The sequence below is a fragment of the Haloarcula sp. CGMCC 1.6347 genome, from assembly GCF_037078395.1.
In the GTDB taxonomy this organism is placed as follows: domain Archaea; phylum Halobacteriota; class Halobacteria; order Halobacteriales; family Haloarculaceae; genus Haloarcula; species Haloarcula amylolytica.
In genome coordinates this window covers 1,155,036-1,176,912 of record NZ_JAYMGX010000001.1, presented here as the reverse complement: position 1 = coordinate 1,176,912, position 21,877 = coordinate 1,155,036, and the positions used below count along the sequence as shown (strand labels likewise).

28 protein-coding genes and 1 tRNA gene are annotated in these 21,877 nt (G+C 62.8%); 17 read left to right on the top strand and 12 right to left on the bottom strand.

Annotation, left to right across the window (positions count from 1 at the left end):
• Positions 1-370: 370 nt before the first annotated feature.
• Entirely contained in the window at positions 371-1,855 is a 1,485-nt protein-coding gene (gene guaB, locus VI340_RS06210) for an IMP dehydrogenase (protein ID WP_008309360.1), read from the top strand.
• A 205-nt stretch (positions 1,856-2,060) separates the two neighbouring features.
• Here guaB and VI340_RS06205 read toward each other — a convergent pair whose 3' ends face one another.
• Positions 2,061-2,285, bottom strand: a complete 225-nt coding sequence (locus tag VI340_RS06205; RefSeq protein WP_336358018.1) for a hypothetical protein — start codon at positions 2,283-2,285, stop codon at positions 2,061-2,063.
• Positions 2,286-2,372: 87 nt separating this feature from the next.
• Between VI340_RS06205 and VI340_RS06200 the strand changes: the two genes are divergently transcribed.
• Both VI340_RS06200 and VI340_RS06195 read left to right on the top strand, forming a co-directional pair.
• Positions 2,373-2,813, top strand: a complete 441-nt coding sequence (locus VI340_RS06200; RefSeq protein ID WP_336358017.1) for a GNAT family N-acetyltransferase — start codon at positions 2,373-2,375, stop codon at positions 2,811-2,813.
• Positions 2,814-2,949: 136 nt separating this feature from the next.
• The gene (locus VI340_RS06195) at positions 2,950-3,741 is read left to right on the top strand and encodes a YihY/virulence factor BrkB family protein (protein WP_336358016.1); all 792 of its coding nucleotides are present in this window, start codon (positions 2,950-2,952) and stop codon (positions 3,739-3,741) included.
• Positions 3,742-3,947: 206 nt separating this feature from the next.
• Here VI340_RS06195 and VI340_RS06190 read toward each other — a convergent pair.
• Positions 3,948-4,021 (bottom strand) — tRNA-Lys (locus tag VI340_RS06190).
• Between the two features lie 336 nt (positions 4,022-4,357).
• Between VI340_RS06190 and VI340_RS06185 the strand changes: the two genes are divergently transcribed.
• Positions 4,358-5,821 carry a DHH family phosphoesterase gene (locus VI340_RS06185; RefSeq protein ID WP_008309370.1) on the top strand — a complete coding sequence of 488 codons (1,464 nt, stop codon included), beginning with the start codon at positions 4,358-4,360 and terminating at the stop codon, positions 5,819-5,821.
• Here the strand turns inward: VI340_RS06185 and VI340_RS06180 are convergent.
• Complete coding sequence (locus tag VI340_RS06180; RefSeq protein WP_008309371.1) at positions 5,818-6,117, bottom strand: PRC-barrel domain-containing protein; 300 nt, start codon at positions 6,115-6,117, stop codon at positions 5,818-5,820. The genes VI340_RS06185 and VI340_RS06180 overlap by 4 nt on opposite strands.
• A 285-nt stretch (positions 6,118-6,402) precedes the next feature.
• On the opposite strand from VI340_RS06180, the gene VI340_RS06175 reads away from it, so the two are divergent.
• Positions 6,403-6,858 (top strand): redoxin domain-containing protein, encoded by a 456-nt coding sequence (locus tag VI340_RS06175; protein ID WP_008309372.1) that lies wholly within the window; start codon positions 6,403-6,405, stop codon positions 6,856-6,858.
• On the opposite strand, the gene VI340_RS06170 is transcribed toward VI340_RS06175, so the two are convergent.
• The gene (locus VI340_RS06170; protein ID WP_336330083.1) at positions 6,859-7,398 is read right to left on the bottom strand and encodes a GNAT family N-acetyltransferase; all 540 of its coding nucleotides are present in this window, start codon (positions 7,396-7,398) and stop codon (positions 6,859-6,861) included.
• A gap of 55 nt (positions 7,399-7,453) precedes the next feature.
• Positions 7,454-7,972, bottom strand: a complete 519-nt coding sequence (locus VI340_RS06165; RefSeq protein WP_336358015.1) for a GNAT family N-acetyltransferase — start codon at positions 7,970-7,972, stop codon at positions 7,454-7,456.
• A gap of 117 nt (positions 7,973-8,089) precedes the next feature.
• Between VI340_RS06165 and nth the strand changes: the two genes are divergently transcribed.
• Complete coding sequence (gene nth, locus VI340_RS06160) at positions 8,090-8,773, top strand: endonuclease III (protein WP_008309377.1); 684 nt, start codon at positions 8,090-8,092, stop codon at positions 8,771-8,773.
• Positions 8,774-8,788: 15 nt separating this feature from the next.
• Here nth and VI340_RS06155 read toward each other — a convergent pair whose 3' ends face one another.
• Positions 8,789-9,295, bottom strand: coding sequence for a universal stress protein (locus VI340_RS06155; protein WP_008309379.1), 507 nt, complete (start codon positions 9,293-9,295; stop codon positions 8,789-8,791).
• Positions 9,296-9,385: 90 nt separating this feature from the next.
• Complete coding sequence (locus VI340_RS06150) at positions 9,386-9,868, bottom strand: DUF7321 family protein (RefSeq protein ID WP_008309382.1); 483 nt, start codon at positions 9,866-9,868, stop codon at positions 9,386-9,388.
• A gap of 87 nt (positions 9,869-9,955) precedes the next feature.
• Here VI340_RS06150 and VI340_RS06145 point away from each other — a divergent pair, with 87 nt between their 5' ends.
• From VI340_RS06145 to VI340_RS06110, 8 genes are all read left to right on the top strand, one after another.
• On the top strand, positions 9,956-10,861 hold the full coding sequence (locus VI340_RS06145) for a DUF7319 domain-containing protein (protein WP_008309383.1): 906 nt from the start codon (positions 9,956-9,958) through the stop codon (positions 10,859-10,861).
• Between the two features lie 64 nt (positions 10,862-10,925).
• Positions 10,926-11,582, top strand: coding sequence for a halocyanin domain-containing protein (locus tag VI340_RS06140; protein ID WP_008309384.1), 657 nt, complete (start codon positions 10,926-10,928; stop codon positions 11,580-11,582).
• On the top strand, positions 11,582-12,001 hold the full coding sequence (locus VI340_RS06135; RefSeq protein WP_008309385.1) for a DUF7318 family protein: 420 nt from the start codon (positions 11,582-11,584) through the stop codon (positions 11,999-12,001). Before VI340_RS06140 ends, VI340_RS06135 begins: the two co-directional genes overlap by 1 nt.
• Before the next feature lies 1 nt (position 12,002).
• Positions 12,003-12,869, top strand: a complete 867-nt coding sequence (locus VI340_RS06130) for a ubiquinol-cytochrome c reductase iron-sulfur subunit (RefSeq protein ID WP_336330080.1) — start codon at positions 12,003-12,005, stop codon at positions 12,867-12,869.
• 3 nt (positions 12,870-12,872) lie between these two features.
• On the top strand, positions 12,873-13,676 hold the full coding sequence (locus tag VI340_RS06125; RefSeq protein WP_008309387.1) for a cytochrome b: 804 nt from the start codon (positions 12,873-12,875) through the stop codon (positions 13,674-13,676).
• A 4-nt stretch (positions 13,677-13,680) separates the two neighbouring features.
• Complete coding sequence (locus VI340_RS06120; RefSeq protein ID WP_008309388.1) at positions 13,681-14,445, top strand: cytochrome bc complex cytochrome b subunit; 765 nt, start codon at positions 13,681-13,683, stop codon at positions 14,443-14,445.
• A 110-nt stretch (positions 14,446-14,555) separates the two neighbouring features.
• Complete coding sequence (locus VI340_RS06115) at positions 14,556-14,855, top strand: DUF7315 family membrane protein (protein WP_004592916.1); 300 nt, start codon at positions 14,556-14,558, stop codon at positions 14,853-14,855.
• 10 nt (positions 14,856-14,865) lie between these two features.
• Positions 14,866-15,135, top strand: a complete 270-nt coding sequence (locus tag VI340_RS06110; RefSeq protein WP_005534632.1) for a DUF7314 family protein — start codon at positions 14,866-14,868, stop codon at positions 15,133-15,135.
• Between the two features lie 39 nt (positions 15,136-15,174).
• Here VI340_RS06110 and VI340_RS06105 read toward each other — a convergent pair whose 3' ends face one another.
• From VI340_RS06105 to VI340_RS06090, 4 genes are all read right to left on the bottom strand, one after another.
• Positions 15,175-15,351, bottom strand: coding sequence for a DUF7317 family protein (locus VI340_RS06105; RefSeq protein ID WP_008309393.1), 177 nt, complete (start codon positions 15,349-15,351; stop codon positions 15,175-15,177).
• A 234-nt stretch (positions 15,352-15,585) separates the two neighbouring features.
• On the bottom strand, positions 15,586-16,047 hold the full coding sequence (locus VI340_RS06100) for a DUF7313 family protein (RefSeq protein WP_008309394.1): 462 nt from the start codon (positions 16,045-16,047) through the stop codon (positions 15,586-15,588).
• Positions 16,048-16,088: 41 nt separating this feature from the next.
• Positions 16,089-16,802, bottom strand: coding sequence for an ATP-NAD kinase (locus tag VI340_RS06095; protein WP_336330079.1), 714 nt, complete (start codon positions 16,800-16,802; stop codon positions 16,089-16,091).
• Positions 16,803-16,856: 54 nt separating this feature from the next.
• Entirely contained in the window at positions 16,857-18,092 is a 1,236-nt protein-coding gene (locus VI340_RS06090; protein ID WP_336358014.1) for a digeranylgeranylglycerophospholipid reductase, read from the bottom strand.
• Between the two features lie 111 nt (positions 18,093-18,203).
• Here VI340_RS06090 and VI340_RS06085 point away from each other — a divergent pair, with 111 nt between their 5' ends.
• From VI340_RS06085 to VI340_RS06075, 3 genes are all read left to right on the top strand, one after another.
• The gene (locus VI340_RS06085; protein ID WP_008309399.1) at positions 18,204-19,370 is read left to right on the top strand and encodes a hypothetical protein; all 1,167 of its coding nucleotides are present in this window, start codon (positions 18,204-18,206) and stop codon (positions 19,368-19,370) included.
• A gap of 68 nt (positions 19,371-19,438) precedes the next feature.
• On the top strand, positions 19,439-19,987 hold the full coding sequence (locus VI340_RS06080; protein ID WP_336358013.1) for a hypothetical protein: 549 nt from the start codon (positions 19,439-19,441) through the stop codon (positions 19,985-19,987).
• The gene (locus tag VI340_RS06075) at positions 19,987-20,472 is read left to right on the top strand and encodes a metal-dependent hydrolase (protein WP_008309403.1); all 486 of its coding nucleotides are present in this window, start codon (positions 19,987-19,989) and stop codon (positions 20,470-20,472) included. Before VI340_RS06080 ends, VI340_RS06075 begins: the two co-directional genes overlap by 1 nt.
• Positions 20,473-20,494: 22 nt before the next feature.
• Here the strand turns inward: VI340_RS06075 and VI340_RS06070 are convergent, their stop codons facing one another.
• Positions 20,495-21,865, bottom strand: a complete 1,371-nt coding sequence (locus tag VI340_RS06070) for a cryptochrome/photolyase family protein (protein WP_336358012.1) — start codon at positions 21,863-21,865, stop codon at positions 20,495-20,497.
• Positions 21,866-21,877 lie beyond the last annotated feature (12 nt).

The following is a 21,877-nucleotide window of genomic DNA, read 5'->3' as shown; positions in this document are numbered from 1 at the left end:
CTCACTCGGTCCTGACAAACACGACAGAACTGCCAGAACTTGGTACCGAACCACGCGAACGCTGTGTTGCCCGACGCTGTAGGCGTCATCTGGCGGGCAGTACCGTTCCGTGCGGGTTCGGTGAGTCGCATGTTTTTAATTATCCTTCATTCCCACATAACCGTTGCGTGAGAACTGCGCACATACGCCACCGATTCTCCGAAATACCTCGATGTTTGTGGACGAATGTCTCACCTTCGAGAGCAGGGAATGACAAGTGCGGTATCACGGGCGTATTTCTGGAACGGGCTTCCCGAGACAAGTGTGGCATCGAACCCCACGTAGCGCCGAGTCTCGCAACGTTTTTGCCGGGCCGTCGTGGACGATTTACATGGCGAACGATTCCGAGCCTTTCTCAGAGAAGCTCCGAGTGCCGGAGGCGCTGACGTTCGACGACGTACTCCTCAGACCCAAGGAGTCCCGGGTCGAACCAGACGAGGCAGACACGACGACACGGGTCTCGAAATCCGTCGAGCTGACCGTTCCCGTCCTCTCCGCGGCGATGGACACCGTCACCGAGAGCGACATGGCGATCGCAATGGCGCGACAGGGCGGTATCGGCGTCCTCCACCGTAACATGAACGCCGACGAGATGGCGACCGAGATCGAGCGAGTCAAACGCGCCGACGAGCTCATCATCCGCGACGTCGTGACGGCCAGCCCGAACCAGACCGTCAGTGAGGTCGACGAGATGATGGAACACGAGGGTGTCTCCGGCGCGCCGGTCGTCGACGACGACAACGGCGAAGTGCTGGGCATCATCTCCGGGACGGACATCCGGCCGTATCTGGAGGTCGGCGAGGACGACGCCGTCACGGACGCGATGACCGACGAAGTCGTCACCGCCCCCGAGGACGTGACGCCGCGGGAAGCGCTGGAACTGATGTACGACCACAAGATCGAGCGCGTCCCCATCGTCGACGATGAGAACCGCCTCGTCGGGCTGGTCACGATGCAGGGCATCCTCCAGCGCCGCGAGTACGACCAGGCCGCCCGCGCGGACGACGGCTCGCTCCGCTGTGGTGCCGCCGTCGGTCCCTTCGAGATGGACCGCGCGCAGGTCGCAGACGAGGCCGGCGTCGACATCTTATTTATCGACTGCGCGCACGCCCACAACGCGAACGTCATCGAGAGCGCCCGCGAGATCAAGGCCGAAGTAGACGCCGACGTGGTCGTCGGGAACATCGGCACCCGGGAAGCCGCCGAAGCCGTCGTCGACTTCGCTGACGGCGTCAAGGTGGGTATCGGTCCCGGTTCCATCTGTACGACCCGTGTAGTCACCGGCGCCGGAATGCCTCAGATAACCGCCGTCTCGCAGGTCGCCGACGTAGCGAGCCAGCACGACGTCCCGGTCATCGCCGACGGTGGCATCCGATACTCCGGGGACGCCATCAAGGCCATCGCCGCGGGTGCGGACGCGGTGATGCTCGGCTCGTACTTCGCCGGGACCGACGAGGCTCCGGGCCGCGTCATCACCATGAACGGCAAGAAGTACAAGCAGTACCGCGGGATGGGCAGCGTCGGCGCGATGAACGAGGGTGGCGGCGAGCGCTACCTCAAGGACGACGAGGAGGGCGAGGAGTTCGTCCCCGAGGGCGTCGAAGCCGCGACGCCGTACAAGGGCTCGCTGGCCTCTGAACTCCACCAACTCGTCGGCGGGATGCAGTCCGGCATGGGTTACGTCGGGGCCGAGACGATCCCCGAGTTCAAGCAACGCGCCGAGTTCGTGCGGGTCTCCGCGGCCGGACAGCAGGAGAGCCACCCACACGACGTGATGATTACGGACGAAGCGCCCAACTACAGTCCCGACAGCTAACGCTGACGACTGGAGTGGACGCAGAAAACCGCAGCCGATTATTACGCGGTTTCGCAGGCCGGACTACACGCTTCCGTCTGTGCCGCGTTCGCGTCGGGATACGCTTTGAACGACTCACCACAGCTGGAACACTCGAACGTATCGAAGTCGGACATAGCGGACGGCCGTACTCGCGCCGCGGAAAAAATTATTGTGGATATGCCGGTCAGTCGTAGTAGTCTTCGTCCAGCGGGAGTTCAGTCCCGGACGACGTGACTTTGTCGACGGTCGTTTCCAAACAAAGTGTCTCGCTGCATTCGGGACAGATGACGGCCACGTCGACCTGTAGAGAGTCATCAGAGTTGTAGATTCCCAGAACCTCCGCGTCAGAGGCGTACAGGTACTCCGCCGACAGTTCGTGCTCGTGGTCGCGAGCGTAGTCGTACGTCATGCATGCCCGCTACACCCGGGTCTGTGTTGATGGTTTCGGCGATTCCCAGTAACAGCACATACAGGGGACCCGCTCGAAGTTGCGGTCATGAGCGACTTGGAAGTCAGTGTCGGCACCTGGGATGCGTTCGAAGACGCGGCAACAGCCGTCCGAACAGCAGTGTTCGTCGAGGAACAGGGCGTCTCCGAGGATGAGGAACTCGACGGGAACGACTCGGACGCCGTCCAGTTTCTGGCCCGTGACGGCGAGTATCCCGTCGGCACCGCCCGGCTCCGGTTCCCCGAGTCAACGGTCGGCAAGGTCGAACGGGTCGCGGTCCGCGAGCCCTATCGGGGCGACGGCGTCGGCGCAGCGCTGATGCGGGCCGTCGAAGACGCCGCTCGGGACGACGGCGCGACTACGCTCATACTCCACGCACAGACCCACGTCGAGTCGTTTTACGGGCAACTCGGCTACGAGACGGTTAGCGACGAATTCGAGGAAGCCGGCATTCCACACGTCGAGATGCGAAAGCGATTGGACGGCTGAGCTAACCATACGTGGCCCTGCAGGCGCAGTACGTCGTGAGGGCTGAGGACGGTTCGCGGACGACCAGTCGTAGCTGTCCCTCGACCACAGTTATCCCAGCACAAACATGTTTCCCTGCTTCCACCCTTTTCGGGATATGGCGCGACGAGTCGAGTGGGTGGCAACTGCGAAGACAGTCGCCAGTATCGCGTACGAGAGCGATATCAGGTACATCGCGACGTCGCTAGCGTACTACGCGTTCATCTCGCTCATGCCGGTGCTGTTGCTCGTTTTCATCGTCTTCGGCCAGCAACTGGCCGGCGTGGTTTCAGTCACTGGCGCGCAGTTTCTCACCCCTGACACACAGCAACTGCTGTACGAGGGATTGACAGCGGCGACGGGCCGGACAGCGGCGACTGTCCTCTCCGTGGTCGTGCTGGCGTGGAGCGGTGCCAACGTCGCCGTCGGCGTCCTGACCGTCGTCGAGCGTATCGAGGCGGTGACAGAGCAGCCACTCGCGCGGCAGGTGTGTGACGCCGCAACTGTCCTCGGGACGCTTACGACCGCCGTTCTCGTGATACTTGTCCAGAGCGTGTTCCTGGCTCTCTTCGCTGCCGGCCCGCTGAGCGTACTCGTCGGGTTCGCCGTCCTGTTCGTCGCGCTGACCGTCACGCTGCTGCCCCTGTATTTCGTCCCGTCACGCGTCGCGAGTTCGCCACAAGATGCCCTCCCCGGCGCGATGACGACCGCGATGGGCTGGACCGCCCTCCACGCAGTGATCCAGTTCTTTGTCGCCAACGCCGGACAGTACGCCATCTACGGCGTCCTCAGCGGGCTCATCCTCATCCTCACGAGCACGTACGTGGCCGCAATCGTCCTGATGGTCGGCGTCGTCGTCAACGCAGTGCTCGCCACCGACACTGACGACCTGTACGACGTGAGTGGCTGAGTCTGTAAACGTCGCCACTTTCCACCGCTCGTTCCATCGTTCACTCCGTCCGGTAGCTGCTTCGCTCCCACAGAGAGGGCGTCGCAAAAACGGGCCGGAAGGGATTTGAACCACGGTCGGACGTGCTCGCTTCGCTGTGCACGCCCTCCCTGGTTCAAAACCGCTTCGTAGCCGCTTTGCTCCTCGCGAAGTGTTCGTCGCAAAAGCGGGCCGGAAGGGATTTGAACCCTCGACCGACGGCTTAAGAGGCCGTCGCTCTGCCAGACTGAGCTACCGGCCCAGTGCACTCAATGCTCTGGACGGCCCGGTAAAATAGGTTTTCATTCGGACGCCTCGTGTCGGTCGGTCTCACGTTTCTTGTACACACCAGTCAGCTAGCGGCGGTGAACTGATACTGCCGGCTGTAAGTCTGTGAAGGATCTCGCCACCTCGGGGTGGCGAATCTCTTGAAATAGTTACAGCCGGCAGTATGAGAGAAGAATCGCACAGGGTACGACTATGCCTGCGCTTGACGGCGTTTGACGCCCTCTCGAACCGATCTTTCAGGAGAGCGTTCCCAGTTGTTGGAGAAATAGCTGGCATTAAAGAGGCTTGACGCCAAGCGATACAGACACTAATGAGTACAGCCAGCGGCATCACGATGGCCTCTATGTCGACCTACGCCATCCTCGGGTGTGGGAGTGTTGGCCACGCCGTGGCGGAAGAACTCGTCGAGGAGGGGAAAGACGTACTCATCCTCGACGCGGACGAGGGGCGAGTCGAGGCCCTCCGCGATCAGGACCTCAACGCACAGCAGGCAGACATCTGCGAGACTGACGTCGCCCAGACGGTCGCCGACCGCGACGTGGTGCTCATCATGTCCCCGGACGTGAACGCCAACGCCGAAGCGGTACAGAACATCCGCGAGTCCGGTGGCGAGCAGTTCATCGTCGCCCGCGCCGACGACCCGGTGTCGGCCGACGACCTCACTGAGCTCGGTGCGGACGTGGTCATCAACCCTTCCGCAGTCATCGCGGACTCGGCGCTTCGAGCGCTGGAAACCGGGGAGCTGGAGTACAAGGCCTCACAGCTCGGGGACGTCATCGACGGGACCGAAGAGCGCATGGCAATACTTATCCACCGGTCGCCGGACCCCGATTCCATCGCTTCAGCCGCCGCGTTGCGGGCCATCGCCGCGAGCCGCGACGTGGAGGCCGACATCATCTACGAGGGCGAGATCGGGCACCAGGAGAACCGCGCGTTCGTCAATCTCCTGGGTATCGAACTGACCTCGAACGAGGACGTCGACCTCGACGACTACGACACGTTCGCGCTGGTGGACGTCGCCAAGGGTGGGGAACCGGCTATCGAGTCCGTCGATATCGTCGTCGATCACTACGAGCACGAACACGAACTGGAACACGACGCCGCCTTCTCCGATATCCGGCCGAACATCTCGGCCACGTCGACGATTCTCACGAAATACATTCAGGAACTGGACCTCAATCTCGACCAGAGCGTCGCCACGGCGCTGCTGTACGGCATCCGCGCCGAGACGCTGGATTTCAAGCGGGACACGACGCCGGCGGACCTGACCGCCGCGGCGTACCTGTATCCCTTCGCCGACCACGACACACTCGAACAGGTCGAATCGCCGTCGATGAGTCCGGAGACGCTCGACGTGCTCGCCGAAGCGATCCGGAACCGCGAGGTTCAGGGGAGCCATCTCGTCTCCAACGCCGGATTCATTCGGGACCGCGACGCGCTGGCGCAGGCGGCCCAGCACCTCCTCAATCTGGAGGGCATCACGACCACAGCCGTGTTTGCCATCGCCGACGACACCATCTACCTCGCCGCGCGCTCGAAGGACATCCGGATGAACATCGGCAAGGTGCTGTCGGACGCGTTCGGCGGGATGGGCGAGACGGCGGGTCACTCCACTGACGCCAGCGTCGAGATACCGCTCGGCATCTTCACCGGTTTAGATACGAGCGACGACAACAGAGACACCCTGCTAGAACTCACTGAAGAAGCAGTCAAGCGGAAACTGTTCGAAGCGATGGGTGTCGACAGCAGTAGCGAGAGTTCGAACGGAAACTAGGCGGGGACTTCCTCTTCCTCGTCGCCGGCTTCGGGCTGGCGGAGCCGTTCGACGATATCGCTGACGATGACGACATCGCCGACAGCCTGAACCCACCGGTACGGAATGATGACGCCCCGGGCTGTGTTCACTTCTTCGTCGAACAGCTCCGTGTTGAGCTGGGTGAGTGCCAGCCCCGTCACTTCCTTGCGGTCGAGTTCCAGCCGAAGGTCTTCGACTTCGCCGACGAACACGCCGTTTTTCGAATACACCTCGCGACCCACGAGGGCTGTAATCTCCTGTGGTAGATTCTCCATTCCCATACGACGGTGGTTGGTCGGACGGCTTATAAAGCTTCTTTGCGACTGAAACGTCTATGGCTCGGGGGAGCAAATGCTACAAGATGCCCCCGGACAACGACTGCTGGCCGCACTCTGATGCCGCTGCCAGCGTCCCCACACAGGGAGCAGTCGCCTGTCTATAGTAACAATTGAAACGAATTACACACTGATCGCACTGCCATCGTGCGATCAGGTGTGCATTGATTTTCAATGGCTACTATAGGTCGCGGGACTTTTGTCCCGCTTCCCCGTTCGCTCGGTATGCTCAGCCCTGGCGACCCGGCCCCGGACTTTGACCTGCAGGGGACCGCTGATGGAGGTGTTGGTGCCTATCGCCTGTCGGCTGCGACGAACCGCACGCCGGCGGTCGTCGCCTTTCTCCCCGGCGACGACCCCGATTCGCGGAGCCTCCTCACCGAGTTAGCCCAGACAGACTGGGCGAGCGTCTCTGATGCTGTAGCAGTCTTTGGCGTTCTCCCGGTAGGTATCGACGACTGTCAGTCGCTCGCGGCGGCGCTGTCGCTCCCCTACCCGCTGCTGGCCGACACCCACGGCGTCGCTGCGCAGTTCGGCGTCCGAAAACAGGACGGGAGCATGCAGCGAGCGGCGTTCGTCGTTGACAAGCGATGTCGTGTTCGGGCGGCGACAGCATTCGATGATTTGGACGGGACCGTACCGGACCTCGACACGGTTCTGCGTGGCCTCGCCGAGTTGTAGCTACTCACCGCGGTCCAGTTCACCCTCTAGCAGTCCATAGAGATACACGTCCTCGTAGCGGCCGTCACGGAACCAGTGGTCCCGCATCGTCCCCTCCCGCTTGAACCCCGCCTTTTCGAGCACGCGTTGGGACCCCTCGTTGCCGGCGAAGACCTTCGCGTACACCCGGTGGAACCGCCGCTCCTGAAAGGCGTACTCGGTGAGCGTCCGGACGGCGTCGGTCGCGTAGCCGTTGCCCCACGCGTCCGGCGTGAGCCAGTAGCCGACCTCGGCCATCCCCATTCGGTCCGTGACGTCGTTCAGCCCAATGATACCGACCGCCTCGCTGTCGACACAGACGAGCAAATGGACGTCATCGGTCTCGCCGCTGGCAACGGATTCGACCCACTCGCGTTCAGCCCGCTCGGATATCGGCTCCGTGGCTGAGAGGCCGTGTCTGACATCCGGGTCGTTGATGGTCTCTTGCAGGAACTCGACATCTTCGTCTTCGACCGTTCGGAGCGTGATTGTCTCGCCCCGGAGGAATGTTGGTCCGGGCATACACAAGCCGACGAAGGGGTAGTGAAAGAAGCTTCGGTAGGCGTGTGAGTGACTATCAATCTCCCCACTCGTCAGCGAGCAGGCCATACTCCAGCAGGTCGACGTACTCGCCGTCGACGAAGGCGTGGTCGCGGCGTCGGCCCTCCAGCTGGAATCCCACTTTCTCCAGCACACGCGCGGAGGCCGGGTTGGTGGCGTAGCAGTCCGCTCCGAGTTTGTTCAATCGCAGTTCCCGAAACGCGTACTGTGCGAGACAGTCGACAGCGTCGGTCGCGTAGCCGTTGCCCCAGTGGTCCGGGCACATCGAGTACCCGAGCACACCAAATCCCCACTGGTGGTGGCCTTCGTGAAGCATACACGTCCCAACCGGCTCGTCGCCCACACAAACGACGAAGTGCGTGTCGGCATCGCGGCTGTCGAGGGCTTCGGCGGCTGGCTCGGAGAGTGGGTCGGTGAACCCGATGTTTTGCCGAATCTGGGGCTCGTTTAACAGCCGCTGTAACAGGTCGCTATCGGCTGCTTGCTGTGGGCGGAGTGTCACCTGCTCGCCGTGGATGAACACTGGTCCTGGCACGCACAAGAGTGCTCATAGTTGACACAAGGGTGTTGCCGTGGTATGTGTAATAATACCAGTTGTAGACCAGACGGCGAAGAACGACACGTCAAAGGGACCTCAGCACTGCTCTGCGGTATGGGAACGCCGCTGGAGTCACACGAAGAACAGGCAACAGAGGTCGTCGACCGCCTCCACGAGGAATACCCCGATTCGGCTATCTCACTGAACTACAGCAACCGCCTGGAACTGCTGATCGCCGTCGTCCTCTCCGCACAGTGTACAGACGAGCGAGTCAACGAGGTCACGGCGGACCTGTTCGAAAAGTACCAGAGCGCCGAGGACTACGCCGAAGCTACCGAGGAGCAACTCGCCGAGGACATCTACGGCATCACCTTTCACAACAACAAAGGCGGCTACCTTCAGGGAATCGGCGAGATTCTGACCGAGGAACACGACGGCGAGGTGCCTGACACGATGTCGGCGCTGACCGACCTCCCGGGCGTGGGCCGCAAGACGGCGAACGTCGTCCTCCAGCACGGCCACGACATCGTCGAAGGTATCGTCGTCGACACGCACGTCCAGCGGCTCTCTCGGCGACTGGGACTCACCGAGGAAGAACGGCCGGAAGCCATCGAGCAGGACCTGCTCGACGTGGTGCCCAGCGGCGAGTGGCAGCAGTTCACGCACCTGCTCATCGACCACGGCCGGGCGGTCTGTGGCGCGCGCTCCGCGGACTGTGAGGCGTGCGTGCTCGCAGATATCTGTCCCTCCGCAAAGGGCGACAGCGACGTTGACCTCGCCAGCGGCGAGGCGTGGTAGCCCCGCGCGAGGCCTTCAGCTGTCGTCCTCTCCGAGTCGAACCGTGAGAACAGGGACATCGGACGTTCTGACGACTTTTTCCGCGACGCTACCGAGGAGATATCGCTCGACGCCCGTTCGGCCGTGGGTCCCCATGACGATGAGGTCGATGTCGTTCTCGTCGACGTAGTCGAGGATCGCGCTGTGTGGTGGGCCGCGTTCGACGGCGGTGACGGTGTCGACTCCGTCGACCTCGTCTGCCGCCGCGTCGACGATGGCCTGTGACCGCTCCCGCAGCGACGATTCGATGTTGTGTTCTTCGTTGACCATCCCCGACTCCGACTCGTCGTGCTCCTCCGCAGTCATGCCGGTCGTTGCCCCTTCCGGGCCTGGGGCAGTCATCCCGATATGCGGCGACGACGTATCGAGGACGGTCATGATGTGTAACGTCGCGTTGTGCGTTTCGGCGAGAGTGCGTGCGTGTGCCAGCGCGGCTTCTGCTCCGGAACTACCGTCCGTCGGAAAGAGGATGTGTTCGTACATTGGAACCACAGCTAGCGATGGACATGCAATGCTAATGAAACATCTAGTCCGTTCGCAGATTCCGAGAATCAGATCCGCTATCGACGGCGCTCACGCCACGTAGCGGAGGGCGTACCGAGCGATACCGACCAGATACGCCAGCAGCCAGAAGATGACGTATCCGAACACGCCGATACGGAGCCGCGAGCGCCAGTGGCTGAACGTCTCGTCCCCGATTTCGTCCAGCAACAGGTCTTCGTCGTACTCGTTGTAGAGGTCGTGCTCCCGTTTTGCACGAAAGATCCGAACGATTCCCGTTCCGCCGAAGGCGAGTAGCGCGTAGGCCTGCAGGCCGAGCATCGCGTGGACGGCGGACAGGCCGCCGAGCTGGTCCGGCAGGCGAGGGATCATCCAGAACACCATCGGGACAGTGGTCAACACCAGCCCCGTCGTGACGAACTTCAGATGGTGCACGAGCACGTCCCAGGTGACCGGCTCCGTCTCGATGATGTAATACGCGCCGTACAGGAAACAGGGGAGGCTGAGGCTCACCGACAGTAACACGACTGTGGCCACGAGGCCGTCCGACACCATAGGGCGACCTAGGGACAGTGCTCGCTAAAGACTGCCGGATGCAGAAGGTCAGAACTTGTAAGCCGTCGCGGTCCGTACACCCGAGTAATGGCCGACCCGGACTCGACGTCTCCCACGGAGGACGAGCGCGGGAACACCCCTGCGGACGCGGTAGCTGCCGAAACCGAGCCCGGCGAACACGGGGCCGAGGATGACGGCGGCGAGACGGACGACGACGGCGAGTCAGGCGACGAACTCGATACGGAGGCGCTCCGGAAGCAGGTCGAAGAGAAGTACGACTTCGACAACTTCGGCCCGGCGGACATGGCCGAGATGACTGCTGAGGAATGGGACGTTGCCTTCGACGAGGACTCTTGGATCACTGGCGACGACCTGCTCGACCGGGTCACGCGGGACCTGCGGAACCGCGTTGCAAACCGCGACGTGTTCGCCCGCATCGAACGTCATCGGGACCCGCCGCGGGTACTCGCGTACTCCGACGAAGGCTATGCGGTCGTCTACCCCGACGGAAGCCTCGAAGGGGAGGGGACCGTCATGCGTGACGTGAAGCCCACGGTCGCGCTGTGTTCGATGGACTCCTACGACGTGCCCGAGAACGTCCCCGATAGACCCCTTCCCGAACCGGAGTCAGTTCCCGAGGGTGGCGGCGAACTCGGTAACTGGATGTTACAGGCGATTGCCGGGGCGCAGCTCCTGGCCGGGATTGCCCTGCTCGGGGGCGCAGTACTCGCGACCGCTGGCGTCATCGGCAACAGGGGAACCAGCATTGCGCTCCTAGTCGTGGCTGGCGCTGCCTTCATCGGTGTGTCGCTCGTCCTCTTTTTCACCGTCGCAAACGCGAGGCTCTCGGACACGTTCCGCGCCGAAGAGTACCGGGACAGACTCCGGGCTATCGGACTCGAGGACGGCGAACGACCGGAGTTCGTTCCGGAGCTCGACCCACAGAATTCGGGGTCTGAAGACGGGGCGACCGAGACTGACGAAGCCGGGTAATGACGGTTCCTGCGGGTGGTATTCGGTGGGTTTATACAAACTCAGTCCTGATTCCAGAGTGTATATGAACAGACGGGAGTTCGTCCGGACAGCAGGGGGGGCCGCCGGTGCTGCGGCGACCCTCAGTGCCACCGGCTCTGCCGCCGCACAGGAGGAAGGCGGCGACGGTGGCGAAACCGTCCCGGACTACGGCGGTTTCCTGGATTCGGTCGGGAATTTCGACGGGACGACCGTCGACGCGACCGGGCAGGACACAGTAACTGTCGAGGTCGGCGTGCAGGCCAACGGCGGCGCGTACGGGTTCGGTCCGCCAGCCGTCCACGTTGACAACGGCGCGACCGTCCAGTTCGAATGGACGGGCAACGGCGGCGGCCACAACGTCGTCTCGGACGGCGACGGCCCGCTGGACTCCGGCAGTACGACTTCCAGTGCCGGCGTCAACTACGAGCACACCTTCGAGGAGGACGGCATCTACCCGTACCTCTGTGTCCCCCACGAGGGACTCAACATGAAGGGCGCTATCGTCGTCGGCGAGGAGTACCCGACAATGACAGTCGGCGGCGGCGGCCCGGTCGAAGTCGACCCACACTACGCCGGCGTCCCGATTCAACCTCACTTTGTCGGGTTCGGCGCTGGCCTCGCAGTCATCATCCCGCTGATATTCACGTTCTTCCAGCTGAAGTACGGCGAGTCGCCCCACACTAGTGGAGGGAACAACTAATGGCGTCCGAAGGCTCCACGTACGGTGATATCCACCGGTACGAACCGCCACGCGAGAGCACAGCAGCGGCCGTCGGCATCGTACTCCTGACGGTGATCCAGGTCGGCCTCGTCGGCCTCTTCACCTACGGCATGATCGCCGGATGGGCGTCCGGCATCGGCACGGTGTTGACTGTCCGCCTCATCGAGGCCAATATGTTCATGGGCGGCGTGTTGACGGCGATTTTCATCGACCTGGCCTTCATCATGCTGCTGTACCGCAAGGAGTTCCTCCCCGACGTAATGATCGTCAAAAAGCGCCGTCGCAAGTGGGAAGACCTCTACATCCGCCAAGAGGACGTCGACGGGGAAACAGTGGCGGACGGCGACAAGTTCGCAGAGACATTCAAACGCGCAGTGTACCCATACTACAAGAAATAATATGCCACTTGATGAAGACAAATACCCGGCTGAAACAGGCCGTCGTCGCTTCGTAAAGGGCGTCGTCGGGAGTGCGGCACTCTCCAGCGTCGGCGTCGGTGGCGCCGCAGCCGTCGACGCGACGACGGACGCCGCCGGCGAAGGTGGCGGGACGACGCCGTTTGTCGCTGTCGAGAATACCGCTGGACCGGCCCCGCGTGGAATGCCGATCATTCCCATCGAGATCAACGGCGGCGAAATCAGCGGTCTCTGGCCGGACTACGACGAGAACGCTGGTGCGGCCCTCGCATCGGACTTCGGCGGGAGCGGTATCGACTACTCCTCGCAGTGGTTCCAGTACTGCGGTATCCAGAGCACCGAAGCCGTCTACCCGCAGTCCGAGCGGAACAACACGTTCCTCAACGACACTGGATCCTTCTCCTGGCAAGGGGAGTACGAGTCCGGCAAGCCGATGACGGTCGATATGTTCGACGACTACCAGGAGTGGGGCAACGGCATCGGCGACCCTGGCGTCGGGAAGCCCGCAAGCGTCGTCTGGCGGACCAACAGCGAGGGCAAGAACGGCGCCCCAGTGCAGATAATCCGGTCAGTCGAAGTCGAGAAGATGGCCAACGGCGAGGGCGAGTACGCGAACCTTCCCGGAAACGTCCAGTCGTTCGTCTCCGAGGCGACCGACCAGGGCTTCATCGCTTGGCTGAACAAATGTACGCACTTCTGCTGTGTGCCCGGGTTCAAGACACAGGAGGGAAGCGCTAACTTCGCCGCAGCCAACGACATCTACTGTCAGTGCCACCAGTCCGTGTACGACCCGTTCAGTCCTGTGCAATCGACGTTCGTGGCGCTGCCACGCCCACCAAAAACGGAGTAATCAATGAGTCTCGAACGCAAAGACGAACACGACCACAAAGGCTGGATGGAATCGCGCGAGCTGACGCCGGTGGAATCGGTGTACTTGACCGTGCTCATCTGGCTCGACAGGCGACTGCGCGTCGTTGACTACCTAGAGATCCTCGAAGATCTCTACTACAAGGTCAACATGCAGATGCCGAAGAGCCACACTGAACAGTACAATCTCGACAACAAGTTCTGGTACTGGTACCCACTGTACGCACTCGGATCGTTCTCGACAGTCGCGTACGTCGTCGCCGCGATATCCGGCGCACTGCTGGGCTTCTACTACGCACCGGCCGCCGCGGCTGCCGACGGGTCGCCAACGGTCGCGTACGATTCGGTGATGCTCATCATGGGCCAGCTCAACCTCGGCTACTTCCTGCGCTCGGTCCACCGCTGGGCCGCGCAGATCATGGTCGCCGCCGTGTTCCTCCACATGCTCCGCGTGTACTTCACCGGGGCGTACAAGGAGCCGCGCGAGCTGAACTGGCTCATCGGCATCGTCCTGATTTCGCTGACGCTAGTGTTCGGGTACACCGGCTACCTGCTGCCGTGGAGCCAGCTCTCGTTCTGGGCCGGCCAGATCGGCGTCGAGATGTCCCTCTCCATCCCGCTTATCGGTGAGTGGGTCGCACAGCTGATGTTCGGCGGGTTCACGCTCTCGCAGGCCACGCTACAGCGGATGTACATCCTGCACGTGTTCTTCCTGCCGTTCATCACGACTGCCATCATCGCGGTCCACATCGGCATCGTCTGGATGCAGGGGATCGCTGAGCCACACTAATACTATGAGCGACAACGACACAGACGACGTTCGCACGGACGGTTCCGGCACCGGTATCGTCTCGCCGGACGACGAGACTCCCGCATGGTCCGAGCGAAAGGAGCGGACCCAGGGGCTCTCCCGGCTGACCTACGAGTACTTCGAGCGGGCGCGCCGCGAGGACCAGGACCTTCGCCAGCAGTCGGACTACGTCGAGCGTGACGTGCTCGCGTTCCCGGCCTGGCCCCACGAGATGATGCGCAACATCGCGCTGACGTCGTTCTTCGTGGGCATGATCCTGTTCGTCTCGGCGACGCTGCCCCCGGAAATGCCGAACCCGGCCAACTCCGGCGTGACGCCGGCGATTATCCTGCCGGACTGGTATCTTTACTGGTCCTTTGGCCTGCTGAAGCTCGGCCCGCTGAACCCCGAGCTGAGTATCCTCGGCGGCTCGAAGCTCATGGCTGACCGAACCTACGGTGTGCTGGCAAACGTCGTAGTCGTCGGCTTCGTCGCCATCGTCCCCTTCCTGAACAAGGGGTCGGCCCGCCGTCCCGTCGAGCAGCCGTTCTGGGCTGCCGTCGGGATGTCCGGCGTCATCTTCAGCCTGACCATCGCCGCCCTGTCCATCAAGAACCTCGTCCCGATGGACTCGCACCTGCTGTTCGACCTGACGTTCCTCGTCCCCATCGTTAGCGCGACCATCACCTACGCGGTGCTCAAGACGATGCGCGAGGGCTACATGTTCGACCTCAACCGTCGGTACTACCGGCTGCGGCCGCCGAAGTAATCTGACCGGTCGATTTCTCCGTCGTTTCTCACGTTCTTTGCTCGTGGCTATCGCAAGCGGTGCGACCGCATCTCGCCGCAGTAAAGTGGCTCCCGTCCCTAGTGGTACCGATGACAGGGGACCAGTCAGCGGGGACTGAAGACGGTTCGGAGCGGCGGGACGTCGTGGTGCCGCTGCGCGTGTACAAGGCCGTGACGGTGTTTTCGACGCTGTTTGCGGTCGTCAGCGTCGTCGCCGGGTTCATCCTCGTCGACGTGGCGACACAGCGGGCGTCAGCGCCCGCCTCGGAGATCGACGTTCCGGTCGGCATCGCCGGAATCGCGTGCATCCTCGCTGGCACAGTCGTCTATGCGTTCTCGACGCGCTTCCGTACCGAGGAAATGGGAAAGTCTAAAGACGACGCTACCTAACGTTCGGATAATGGCTGACGAGTTCATGAAGGGGTTCGCGTGCCTCATGGTCGGCGGACTGGGTTGGATGACCATCAAGGGCTGGTACAACACGCCGAGCTTCGAGGGCGCACAGCTCACCGGCGAACTTACCATCGAGGAACCGACCACGTTCGACCAGATTGCCCTGTTCATGGGCGACGCGTTCTTCTGGTTTGCGGTACTGGGCGCACTGACCTTCTGGGTCGTGCTCCCACTGATCAGTGAATTCCAGACGTATCTCAACGAGCGGTCGGCGTAATAGTACGCAGTAGCCTTTTCTGCGGGACCGACGCCACTCTCAGTTCGGAGTCTGGTCGACTGGCGCGCCGTCTTCGTCACGCACCTGAATGCCGCGCGAGCGAAGCGCCACAGCGAATTTTGTTGGTGACACCCCGCTGTACGTCGCCGCCTCTTCGAGTGTGAGTGTTTCCCCGCGATACAGTGTCAGCGCCGTTGTGAGGGACCTGTGTGACATCTTCGTCTACACCGAGACAAATACAGTGCGAGTATTAAACTATTTCGCCTGTTTCTAGGACAAGCAGTCGGACCAGTCGGAAAAAATAAAATATATGTTCTCTATTCTGGCAGAGAAGTGTGCAGAAGTAAGATATTGAAACAGATATTGCTTGCCGACCACACACGTAGGGCTATCAGTACGCGCGACTAGCCGATTATAGGCACTCGAAGACGACAGAACGAGAAACCGTGTTTAGATGATGGCGCTCCAGGGACCCTTGATGACCCAGAACAGGCTCTGGTAGCCCGCGTACATGAACACTACGAGGGCGGCGACGATGGCTCCCTTCGGCCGTTCGAGCGGAATGTCACGGCGCGCCTCGACCTTCCGGGATTCGAACTCGAAGAAGTCGGTGATGACTGCGCCGAGGACGAGTACCGACAGGACCATCCCGCCGTGATGGTGGAGCGTCATGTAGAAAAACGACAGCACGACCAGCGCGATGTTGGTGAACGTGTGCGCCGGGTGGCGGCTGACCGCGTCCGCGCCATCGTTTTCGTACTGTTTGACGTGGCTTCTGTGGGCGAGCTGCCGGGTCAGGAAGTTGACAATTACCACTCCGAAGATGACGTATTCGATGAGGAGCGCGCCGCCGACTGTGGGGCTCCCCAGAATGGTATCCAGTGGCCCAAAGAACGTTACGGATGGCTGCATATGCAAAGCTCTGTCCACCGTCCATTAGTGTCTTTCCAATCTCACTCGAATCTGGACTGGCTCTCGTCGACGACGGCGGTCCGAACGGGGGACCCGAGCGAGATCGTGATACTCTCCTGATAGCCCACGGGCTGCGATACGCGGTCATCGACGAGTAACTCGACGGTCGCCTCGTCGCGCTCGACCGAGGCACTGAGTCCGGCGACAGGCAACACCCAGTGATCCGGGTCAGTCGCGAACGGTGCGATCGGTGCCACCACTGCCTGGTCCGATGGCGCCAGAATCGGGCCGCCGACGCGGTGGGCGTAGCCCGGTGAGCCGGCGGCCGTTGCGATTACGACGCCGTCGGCCCGGAACTGCCCGATGCGGTCGGCTGTCGACGCAATAGTGAACTCGGAGATGCGAGCGGCGTCGGCGGTGACGAGGGTCACGTCCCAGAACGCCTGTTCGACCGTGCCGTCAGGCATCGTCACGCGGAGGACCGGATGCGTCTCAACCCGGGCGTCAGCAAGCCCCGACACAGCGGCGACAACGTCGTCTCGCGGTACTGACCGGACGCCGCGACCAGCCGCGACTGGCAACACGAGCGGGTCACCGTCGGCCCGCGCCGCGGCAGCGACGGCGTCTTCACCGACCGCCACGACCCGGTCAGTCTTCGGAACGGTGCCGTCACTACCCCGCGCAACAGCCACGCCGGCGTCTCGAAGCACGTCTGCCAGGGCGTCGTCACCGACCACACCAACGGGGGTTCCCATCATCTGAAACTCCGGGCCGGCGGAAAAAAACCTGCCGCACTCCGCGCGGTCGCTTCAAATATCGAGGCGACGGCGCGCGTATTCGACGAGAATCGGCATATCCGAGAGGTGGGTGAGCTTCGCAATCGCCCGACGGTCGCCGCCGTTGATCTGTCTGAGGGTGTCCTGTCCGGTACTCCGGAGGTCGTCCATCAGCTGATCGTACCGGTCGTTCGGAGCGAGATACAGCAGTTCCGTCATCATCAGGCGGGCGTTGTGTTTCGGAGCCACCTCGCTGTGCCAGAGCTGATCGTAGACAGAGAGGTTCTCCGCGGAGGTGTCGGGTTCGTCGGGCTTGAGCGCCGAATCGGCTGTCGCGGCGGCGGCGCGGGCCGATTTCATCCCCTTGTGGATGCCCTCGCCCCACAGCGGGTCGACGGTCGGGACGGTGTCACCGATAGCCATGAAGTTGTCCGTGCTCATCGAGTCAGGCGGCTGGATGTGGGCCGACCCGCGGTGGGCCTGCGTACCCTCGATCTTTTCGGCCTCGTCGAATCTGGGGTCCGAATCGAGCCAGTACTCCAGATAGTCGTCGATGCCCATCCCGTCTTTCGCGTACTTCTGGTGGGAGCCGTTCTGTATGTAACAGAGGCCGACCTTCGCCGTGTCGTCGCCGGTGTGGAAAATCCAGGAGTAGCCGCCCGGGGCGAGGTCGTGATCCAGGCGGAGCATCATCGCGTCCCGGAGGTCGGCGTAGCCGTCGTGGTTGACTTCGACGCCCTCGAACTCGTACTCGACACCGATAGCCTGATGATCCCGCTTGAGGTTACACACGTCGAGTTTCTTCGCCAGTGGCGCGGCAGGGCCGGTGGCGTCGATGACGATGTCGGCGTACACCTCCTCGTCGCCGTCGTACCGGACGCCGACGATCTCCCCGTTCTCCATGATCGGTGCTGAGACACGGGCGTCGAAGCGGTAGGTCGCACCCTTGCTCCGACCCTCCGAGACGAGCCACTGTTTGAACTCCGCGAACTCCAGGACGGCCCCGGTCTGATTGCGGACGTAGTGGTCGTTGGGGGATTCGAGCACGACGTCGTCCGTGTAGTTCATCACCACGTCATCGGGAATCGCAAAGCCCGTCATCGCCGACATGAACGTCCCGGCGGTGGACTTGTTGCTCTGACGCGGGAACTCGTCTTCGGACTCGGTTTCGAGAACGAGCACCTCGTAGTTTCGCTCCGCTAGATCACGGGCACACTGCGCCCCAGCGGGCCCGGCTCCGGCTATCACCACGTCAAAGCGCTCGCGCATGGTTGTGGGTATTCCCTGTCGGTAATCAGTCTTTCCGAATACACCGAGGGCGGTCTCGAAAGGGTAAAGACGGCCCCACTACCATGACGGGAACACCCGGGGCGACATACAATGTTCAAGACAGGCGCGGGCGTGCTCGCGGACAGGCGGCGGCTTCCCACGGCCGTACGGGCAGTACTGGGATACTACGCGGACACCGGCGTGTTCGACGCCGGCAGCCTCTCGCTGAAATCCGAGATCGACGACCGCACCGAGGCGATGGTCGACGACGTGACCGACCGCATCGAGGACGCCCTCGAAGACGAGTTCGGCCGTCCGGTCGAGTTCTCCTATGACACGAAGCTCATCCTGCCCGCGCAGCTGACGCTCGGCTACGTCTACCGCAACGCCCGTCAGCAGGCACCCGGCGACCCCGTTATCGACGCTATCGCCGACGGCGTGCCGACTGTCGACGAGACGGCACTGGAAAAGGGGCCGGCACAGGACCTCGCGCCCCGCGAGATGGTCGTCCGCGCCGAGCAGATGACTCGCCTCTCCATCGAGGCGCTCATCGACGGCGACATGCGCGACGCCATCAACGACGACGAGTTCGAAGATTTCGAGGTTGACTTTGACGCGAGTGAAGCCGACCGCCGCCGCGTCGCCGAGGTCGCCCAATCCGCGCTACAGTCCCACCTCGACGGCCTGTTGGAGGATATGCCACCTGTCGTCGAGAACGCCTACCAGTGGGCCGTCGACTACAGCGAGGCCCATCAGGACCGCGACGGCTACTTCCGGGAGCTGATGACCGCGGCCGAGGACGGTGACGAGGACTCTCTGACCGATATCCGCGAGGAGTACAAGTTCGCCGAGTACGACGAGGAGCCGGCGACACTCACCGAGACCGAAAAGGAACTCCCCTACAGCAAGACCCAGTACGCCCGCGTCGGCGTCCTCTACGACGGGATGCTGGACCTCTACCGACTCGCCGGCCTCGATATCGACGACGAGTTCGCGAAGGCCATCGTCCTCGCCATCATCGGTGCGCAGGTGTGGCTCGACGATGTCGACGACTACGAGGACGACCGCGCGGAGGGGCAACTGACGCCAGTCACCGCCGAGTACCTGCTCGCGCCCGACGACGAAGCCGCCTATCGGCGCGTCGTCGACGTGACCGAACAGTATCTCGACCTCGCGAAGTCGTACGCGACGGCCGCCGACTCGCCGCTGACCGGCGTCGCTGTCGAGTACATCTACCGCTCCGGCGACCCGGACGTCCTACCCGGCAAGCCCGAGTAGGCGCACGAACGACAGCGACTCGACCCAAGCGCCAGAGTTTATATCCCGCCGCCCGCACCGGAATTTGAATGCTTCACTCGTGGGTGGGCAGGGTCGTCGCTATCTGTGGACTGTTGGCCGTGCTGTTCGCGCTCATGGTCGGATTCGGTGCGGCCACGCCCGCTCCGGCGCTGGGTGACTACCCAGCCGAGGACGCACTGGCCGAGGACTACGACAGCCACGTCGGCGAGTACGTTCAGGTGACCGGCACGGTCAGTGGGACCAGCCCCGTCGAAATCGCCGTCGAGTACGAGTACGCTACTGGCGGCGAGCGCCACAGCGGGACGCTCACAGTCACGGTCCGGAACGTCGACACAGCCGTCGCCGAAGGCGAATCGCTGCAGGTGTATGGCACGCTCGGCTCGGACCGGACTATCACCGCGGAGAACAGCGTGAGCGTCCCGGCGATGAACTACGCTGCGATGTACCTCGTGTCCGCCCTCGCTGGCCTGTGGACCCTCGGGCGACTGATCTGTGGCTGGCGGCTTGACTGGCAAACGGGGGCACTGTGCCGGCGTGAAGAGCCGCTCAGGCCGATACGAGCGCTCCTTACGATGATGCGGGAGGTGCGTGCCTGATGCCGGATCTACTCTCGCACGCTTTCATCGCGTTCACCATCTGTACCCTCCTGTCACTGCGGTACGACTGGCTCTCTGGGGAGTACGTCACCGTTGGGATGGCCGGCGCGTTCATCCCGGACATGGCGAAGATCAAGCTTCTCGTGGATGCTGCAACCGTCGAGGCAGCACTGGATATCCCGTTCGACTGGCTGGGCGTCCATACGCTCGGCGGCGCTCTCGTCGCCGTCCTCGTCGGCGTGGTCGTAGTGAACCGCTCCGACCGACGCCGCGTGTTCGGTCTGCTGTCGCTCGGAGCGGCCAGTCACCTGTTTGCCGATGCGCTCCTGCTGAAAGCCTCTGGGCGGTCCTACGAAGTGCTGTGGCCGCTGACGCAGTACCACCCGCCGACGCCGGGACTGTATCTGAGTACGGATATCTGGCTTACTGGGGTCACCGGTTCCGTTGCAGTGGCGGCCTATCTCCTCGTACAGTACAGAGCGTAGCGCCACTTCCCTCGCCCCTCCCTCAGCGCTTCCCCAACGCCGTCTGGAACACGCGCTGGGCTCGCTCGTAGGCGGCGTTCCGGTCGACGATTGGATGTGGGTACTCCGGTGCCAGTTCCTCGCGCTCGCCGTCCGAGAGCGTCGGCCAGTCGACGATTTTGTTCGCCGGAACGTCGCGAAGCTCTGGCACATACTCCGTGACGTAGTCCGCCCCGCTGTCGTACTTGCTCATCTGTGCGACCGGGTCGAAGATACGTACGTCCACGGAGTCGGTCCCGGTCGATGCTGTCCACTGCCAGTTCGCGGCGTTGCTGGCGGGATCGTGGTCGACGAGCTTCCGGCGGAAATGACGGGCCCCCTCGCGCCAGTCCACGAGGAGATGCTTCGTGAGGAAGGAAGCGACGTTCTGACGCGGTCGGTTGTGGATGTATCCCTCCCGTTCGAGCTGGCGCATGCCAGCGTCGACGAACGGATACCCCGTTTCGCCACGCTTCCAGGCCCCGACGTTGTCCTTGTCGTTTTCCCATTCGATGGGGTTCGGGAACGCCTTGTAGTTCTCCGACAGCAATGTGGGGTTGTAGTACAGTAGATGGTAGTTCTGCTCGCGCCAGGAGAGTTCGTAGCGGTACTTCTGGATGTTCCGCTGGGCGTCGCCGGTGGCTTCGGCGTGGCGGTCGGACGCGTCGCGCCACATCTCGCGGATGCCAATCATTCCGGCCGCGAGGTACGACGACATGCGCGAGACGGCGCTGGTCGGCCGCTCGACGGCGGCCTGCATGTCGTCGCGGGTATCGTTGTACGTCTCGATGCCGCCGGCGAGAAAATCGTCGAACCGCTCTCGTGCGCCCTCGTAGCCGGGCGTCGGCAGGTCGATATCCGTATCGATGGCCGGAGCCGTCGTCGGCTCCGAGACGTCGACGAGCGAATCCGCCTCCGGCCGGTCCACCGGCGGTAGCTTGTGGTGGGCCTGCCAGTCGTCGTAGAACCGGCTGTGGTTCTCGTATTGGCTATCGAGCCCCGCCGGGTCGACGAGTACGAGGTCGGTCAGCGACTTCGTCGGGAGCGCCTCGTCGACCCGCCGCTGACGGTTCCGCCGCGCGGGCCGGTAGTGCTCGTTGTAGTACACCTTGCTAGCGTCGTACTCCTTGACGATATCCGAGAGCACATCGACGGCAGAGCCCTCCCTGACGAGCAAGTCCCCGCCGTGGTCCCGGTAGGCCTGTTTCAGCGCTCGAACGCCGGCCAGGAGGAACGCCCGCTGTCGCTTCCCGGCGCTTGACAGCAGGTCCGTGTCGAGAACGTACACCGGCAACACCTCGTCGTCTGCGGCGGCGGCAGTCAACCCCCGGTTGTCCGGTATCCGGAGATCACGCTGGTGCCAGAAGACGTACATACCTCACATTGG

Excerpts from the sequence above, each read along its gene's own strand:
- VI340_RS06110 (WP_005534632.1), top strand. The coding sequence starts at position 14,866 with ATGGCTGACGAGTTCATGAAGGGGTTCGCGTGCCTCATGGTCGGCGGA.
- VI340_RS06200 (WP_336358017.1), top strand. The coding sequence starts at position 2,373 with ATGAGCGACTTGGAAGTCAGTGTCGGCACCTGGGATGCGTTCGAAGAC.
- VI340_RS06115 (WP_004592916.1), top strand. The coding sequence starts at position 14,556 with ATGACAGGGGACCAGTCAGCGGGGACTGAAGACGGTTCGGAGCGGCGG.
- VI340_RS06145 (WP_008309383.1), top strand. The coding sequence starts at position 9,956 with ATGGCCGACCCGGACTCGACGTCTCCCACGGAGGACGAGCGCGGGAAC.
- VI340_RS06180 (WP_008309371.1), bottom strand. The coding sequence starts at position 6,117 with ATGGAGAATCTACCACAGGAGATTACAGCCCTCGTGGGTCGCGAGGTG.
- VI340_RS06100 (WP_008309394.1), bottom strand. The coding sequence starts at position 16,047 with ATGCAGCCATCCGTAACGTTCTTTGGGCCACTGGATACCATTCTGGGG.
- VI340_RS06120 (WP_008309388.1), top strand. The coding sequence starts at position 13,681 with ATGAGCGACAACGACACAGACGACGTTCGCACGGACGGTTCCGGCACC.
- VI340_RS06185 (WP_008309370.1), top strand. The coding sequence starts at position 4,358 with ATGAGTACAGCCAGCGGCATCACGATGGCCTCTATGTCGACCTACGCC.
- VI340_RS06205 (WP_336358018.1), bottom strand. The coding sequence starts at position 2,285 with ATGACGTACGACTACGCTCGCGACCACGAGCACGAACTGTCGGCGGAG.
- VI340_RS06080 (WP_336358013.1), top strand. The coding sequence starts at position 19,439 with ATGCTTCACTCGTGGGTGGGCAGGGTCGTCGCTATCTGTGGACTGTTG.
- VI340_RS06155 (WP_008309379.1), bottom strand. The coding sequence starts at position 9,295 with ATGTACGAACACATCCTCTTTCCGACGGACGGTAGTTCCGGAGCAGAA.
- VI340_RS06195 (WP_336358016.1), top strand. The coding sequence starts at position 2,950 with ATGGCGCGACGAGTCGAGTGGGTGGCAACTGCGAAGACAGTCGCCAGT.
- guaB (WP_008309360.1), top strand. The coding sequence starts at position 371 with ATGGCGAACGATTCCGAGCCTTTCTCAGAGAAGCTCCGAGTGCCGGAG.
- VI340_RS06170 (WP_336330083.1), bottom strand. The coding sequence starts at position 7,398 with ATGCCCGGACCAACATTCCTCCGGGGCGAGACAATCACGCTCCGAACG.
- VI340_RS06150 (WP_008309382.1), bottom strand. The coding sequence starts at position 9,868 with ATGGTGTCGGACGGCCTCGTGGCCACAGTCGTGTTACTGTCGGTGAGC.
- VI340_RS06130 (WP_336330080.1), top strand. The coding sequence starts at position 12,003 with ATGCCACTTGATGAAGACAAATACCCGGCTGAAACAGGCCGTCGTCGC.
- VI340_RS06090 (WP_336358014.1), bottom strand. The coding sequence starts at position 18,092 with ATGCGCGAGCGCTTTGACGTGGTGATAGCCGGAGCCGGGCCCGCTGGG.
- VI340_RS06105 (WP_008309393.1), bottom strand. The coding sequence starts at position 15,351 with ATGTCACACAGGTCCCTCACAACGGCGCTGACACTGTATCGCGGGGAA.
- VI340_RS06085 (WP_008309399.1), top strand. The coding sequence starts at position 18,204 with ATGTTCAAGACAGGCGCGGGCGTGCTCGCGGACAGGCGGCGGCTTCCC.
- VI340_RS06070 (WP_336358012.1), bottom strand. The coding sequence starts at position 21,865 with ATGTACGTCTTCTGGCACCAGCGTGATCTCCGGATACCGGACAACCGG.
- nth (WP_008309377.1), top strand. The coding sequence starts at position 8,090 with ATGGGAACGCCGCTGGAGTCACACGAAGAACAGGCAACAGAGGTCGTC.
- VI340_RS06075 (WP_008309403.1), top strand. The coding sequence starts at position 19,987 with ATGCCGGATCTACTCTCGCACGCTTTCATCGCGTTCACCATCTGTACC.
- VI340_RS06135 (WP_008309385.1), top strand. The coding sequence starts at position 11,582 with ATGGCGTCCGAAGGCTCCACGTACGGTGATATCCACCGGTACGAACCG.
- VI340_RS06140 (WP_008309384.1), top strand. The coding sequence starts at position 10,926 with ATGAACAGACGGGAGTTCGTCCGGACAGCAGGGGGGGCCGCCGGTGCT.
- VI340_RS06095 (WP_336330079.1), bottom strand. The coding sequence starts at position 16,802 with ATGGGAACCCCCGTTGGTGTGGTCGGTGACGACGCCCTGGCAGACGTG.
- VI340_RS06175 (WP_008309372.1), top strand. The coding sequence starts at position 6,403 with ATGCTCAGCCCTGGCGACCCGGCCCCGGACTTTGACCTGCAGGGGACC.
- VI340_RS06125 (WP_008309387.1), top strand. The coding sequence starts at position 12,873 with ATGAGTCTCGAACGCAAAGACGAACACGACCACAAAGGCTGGATGGAA.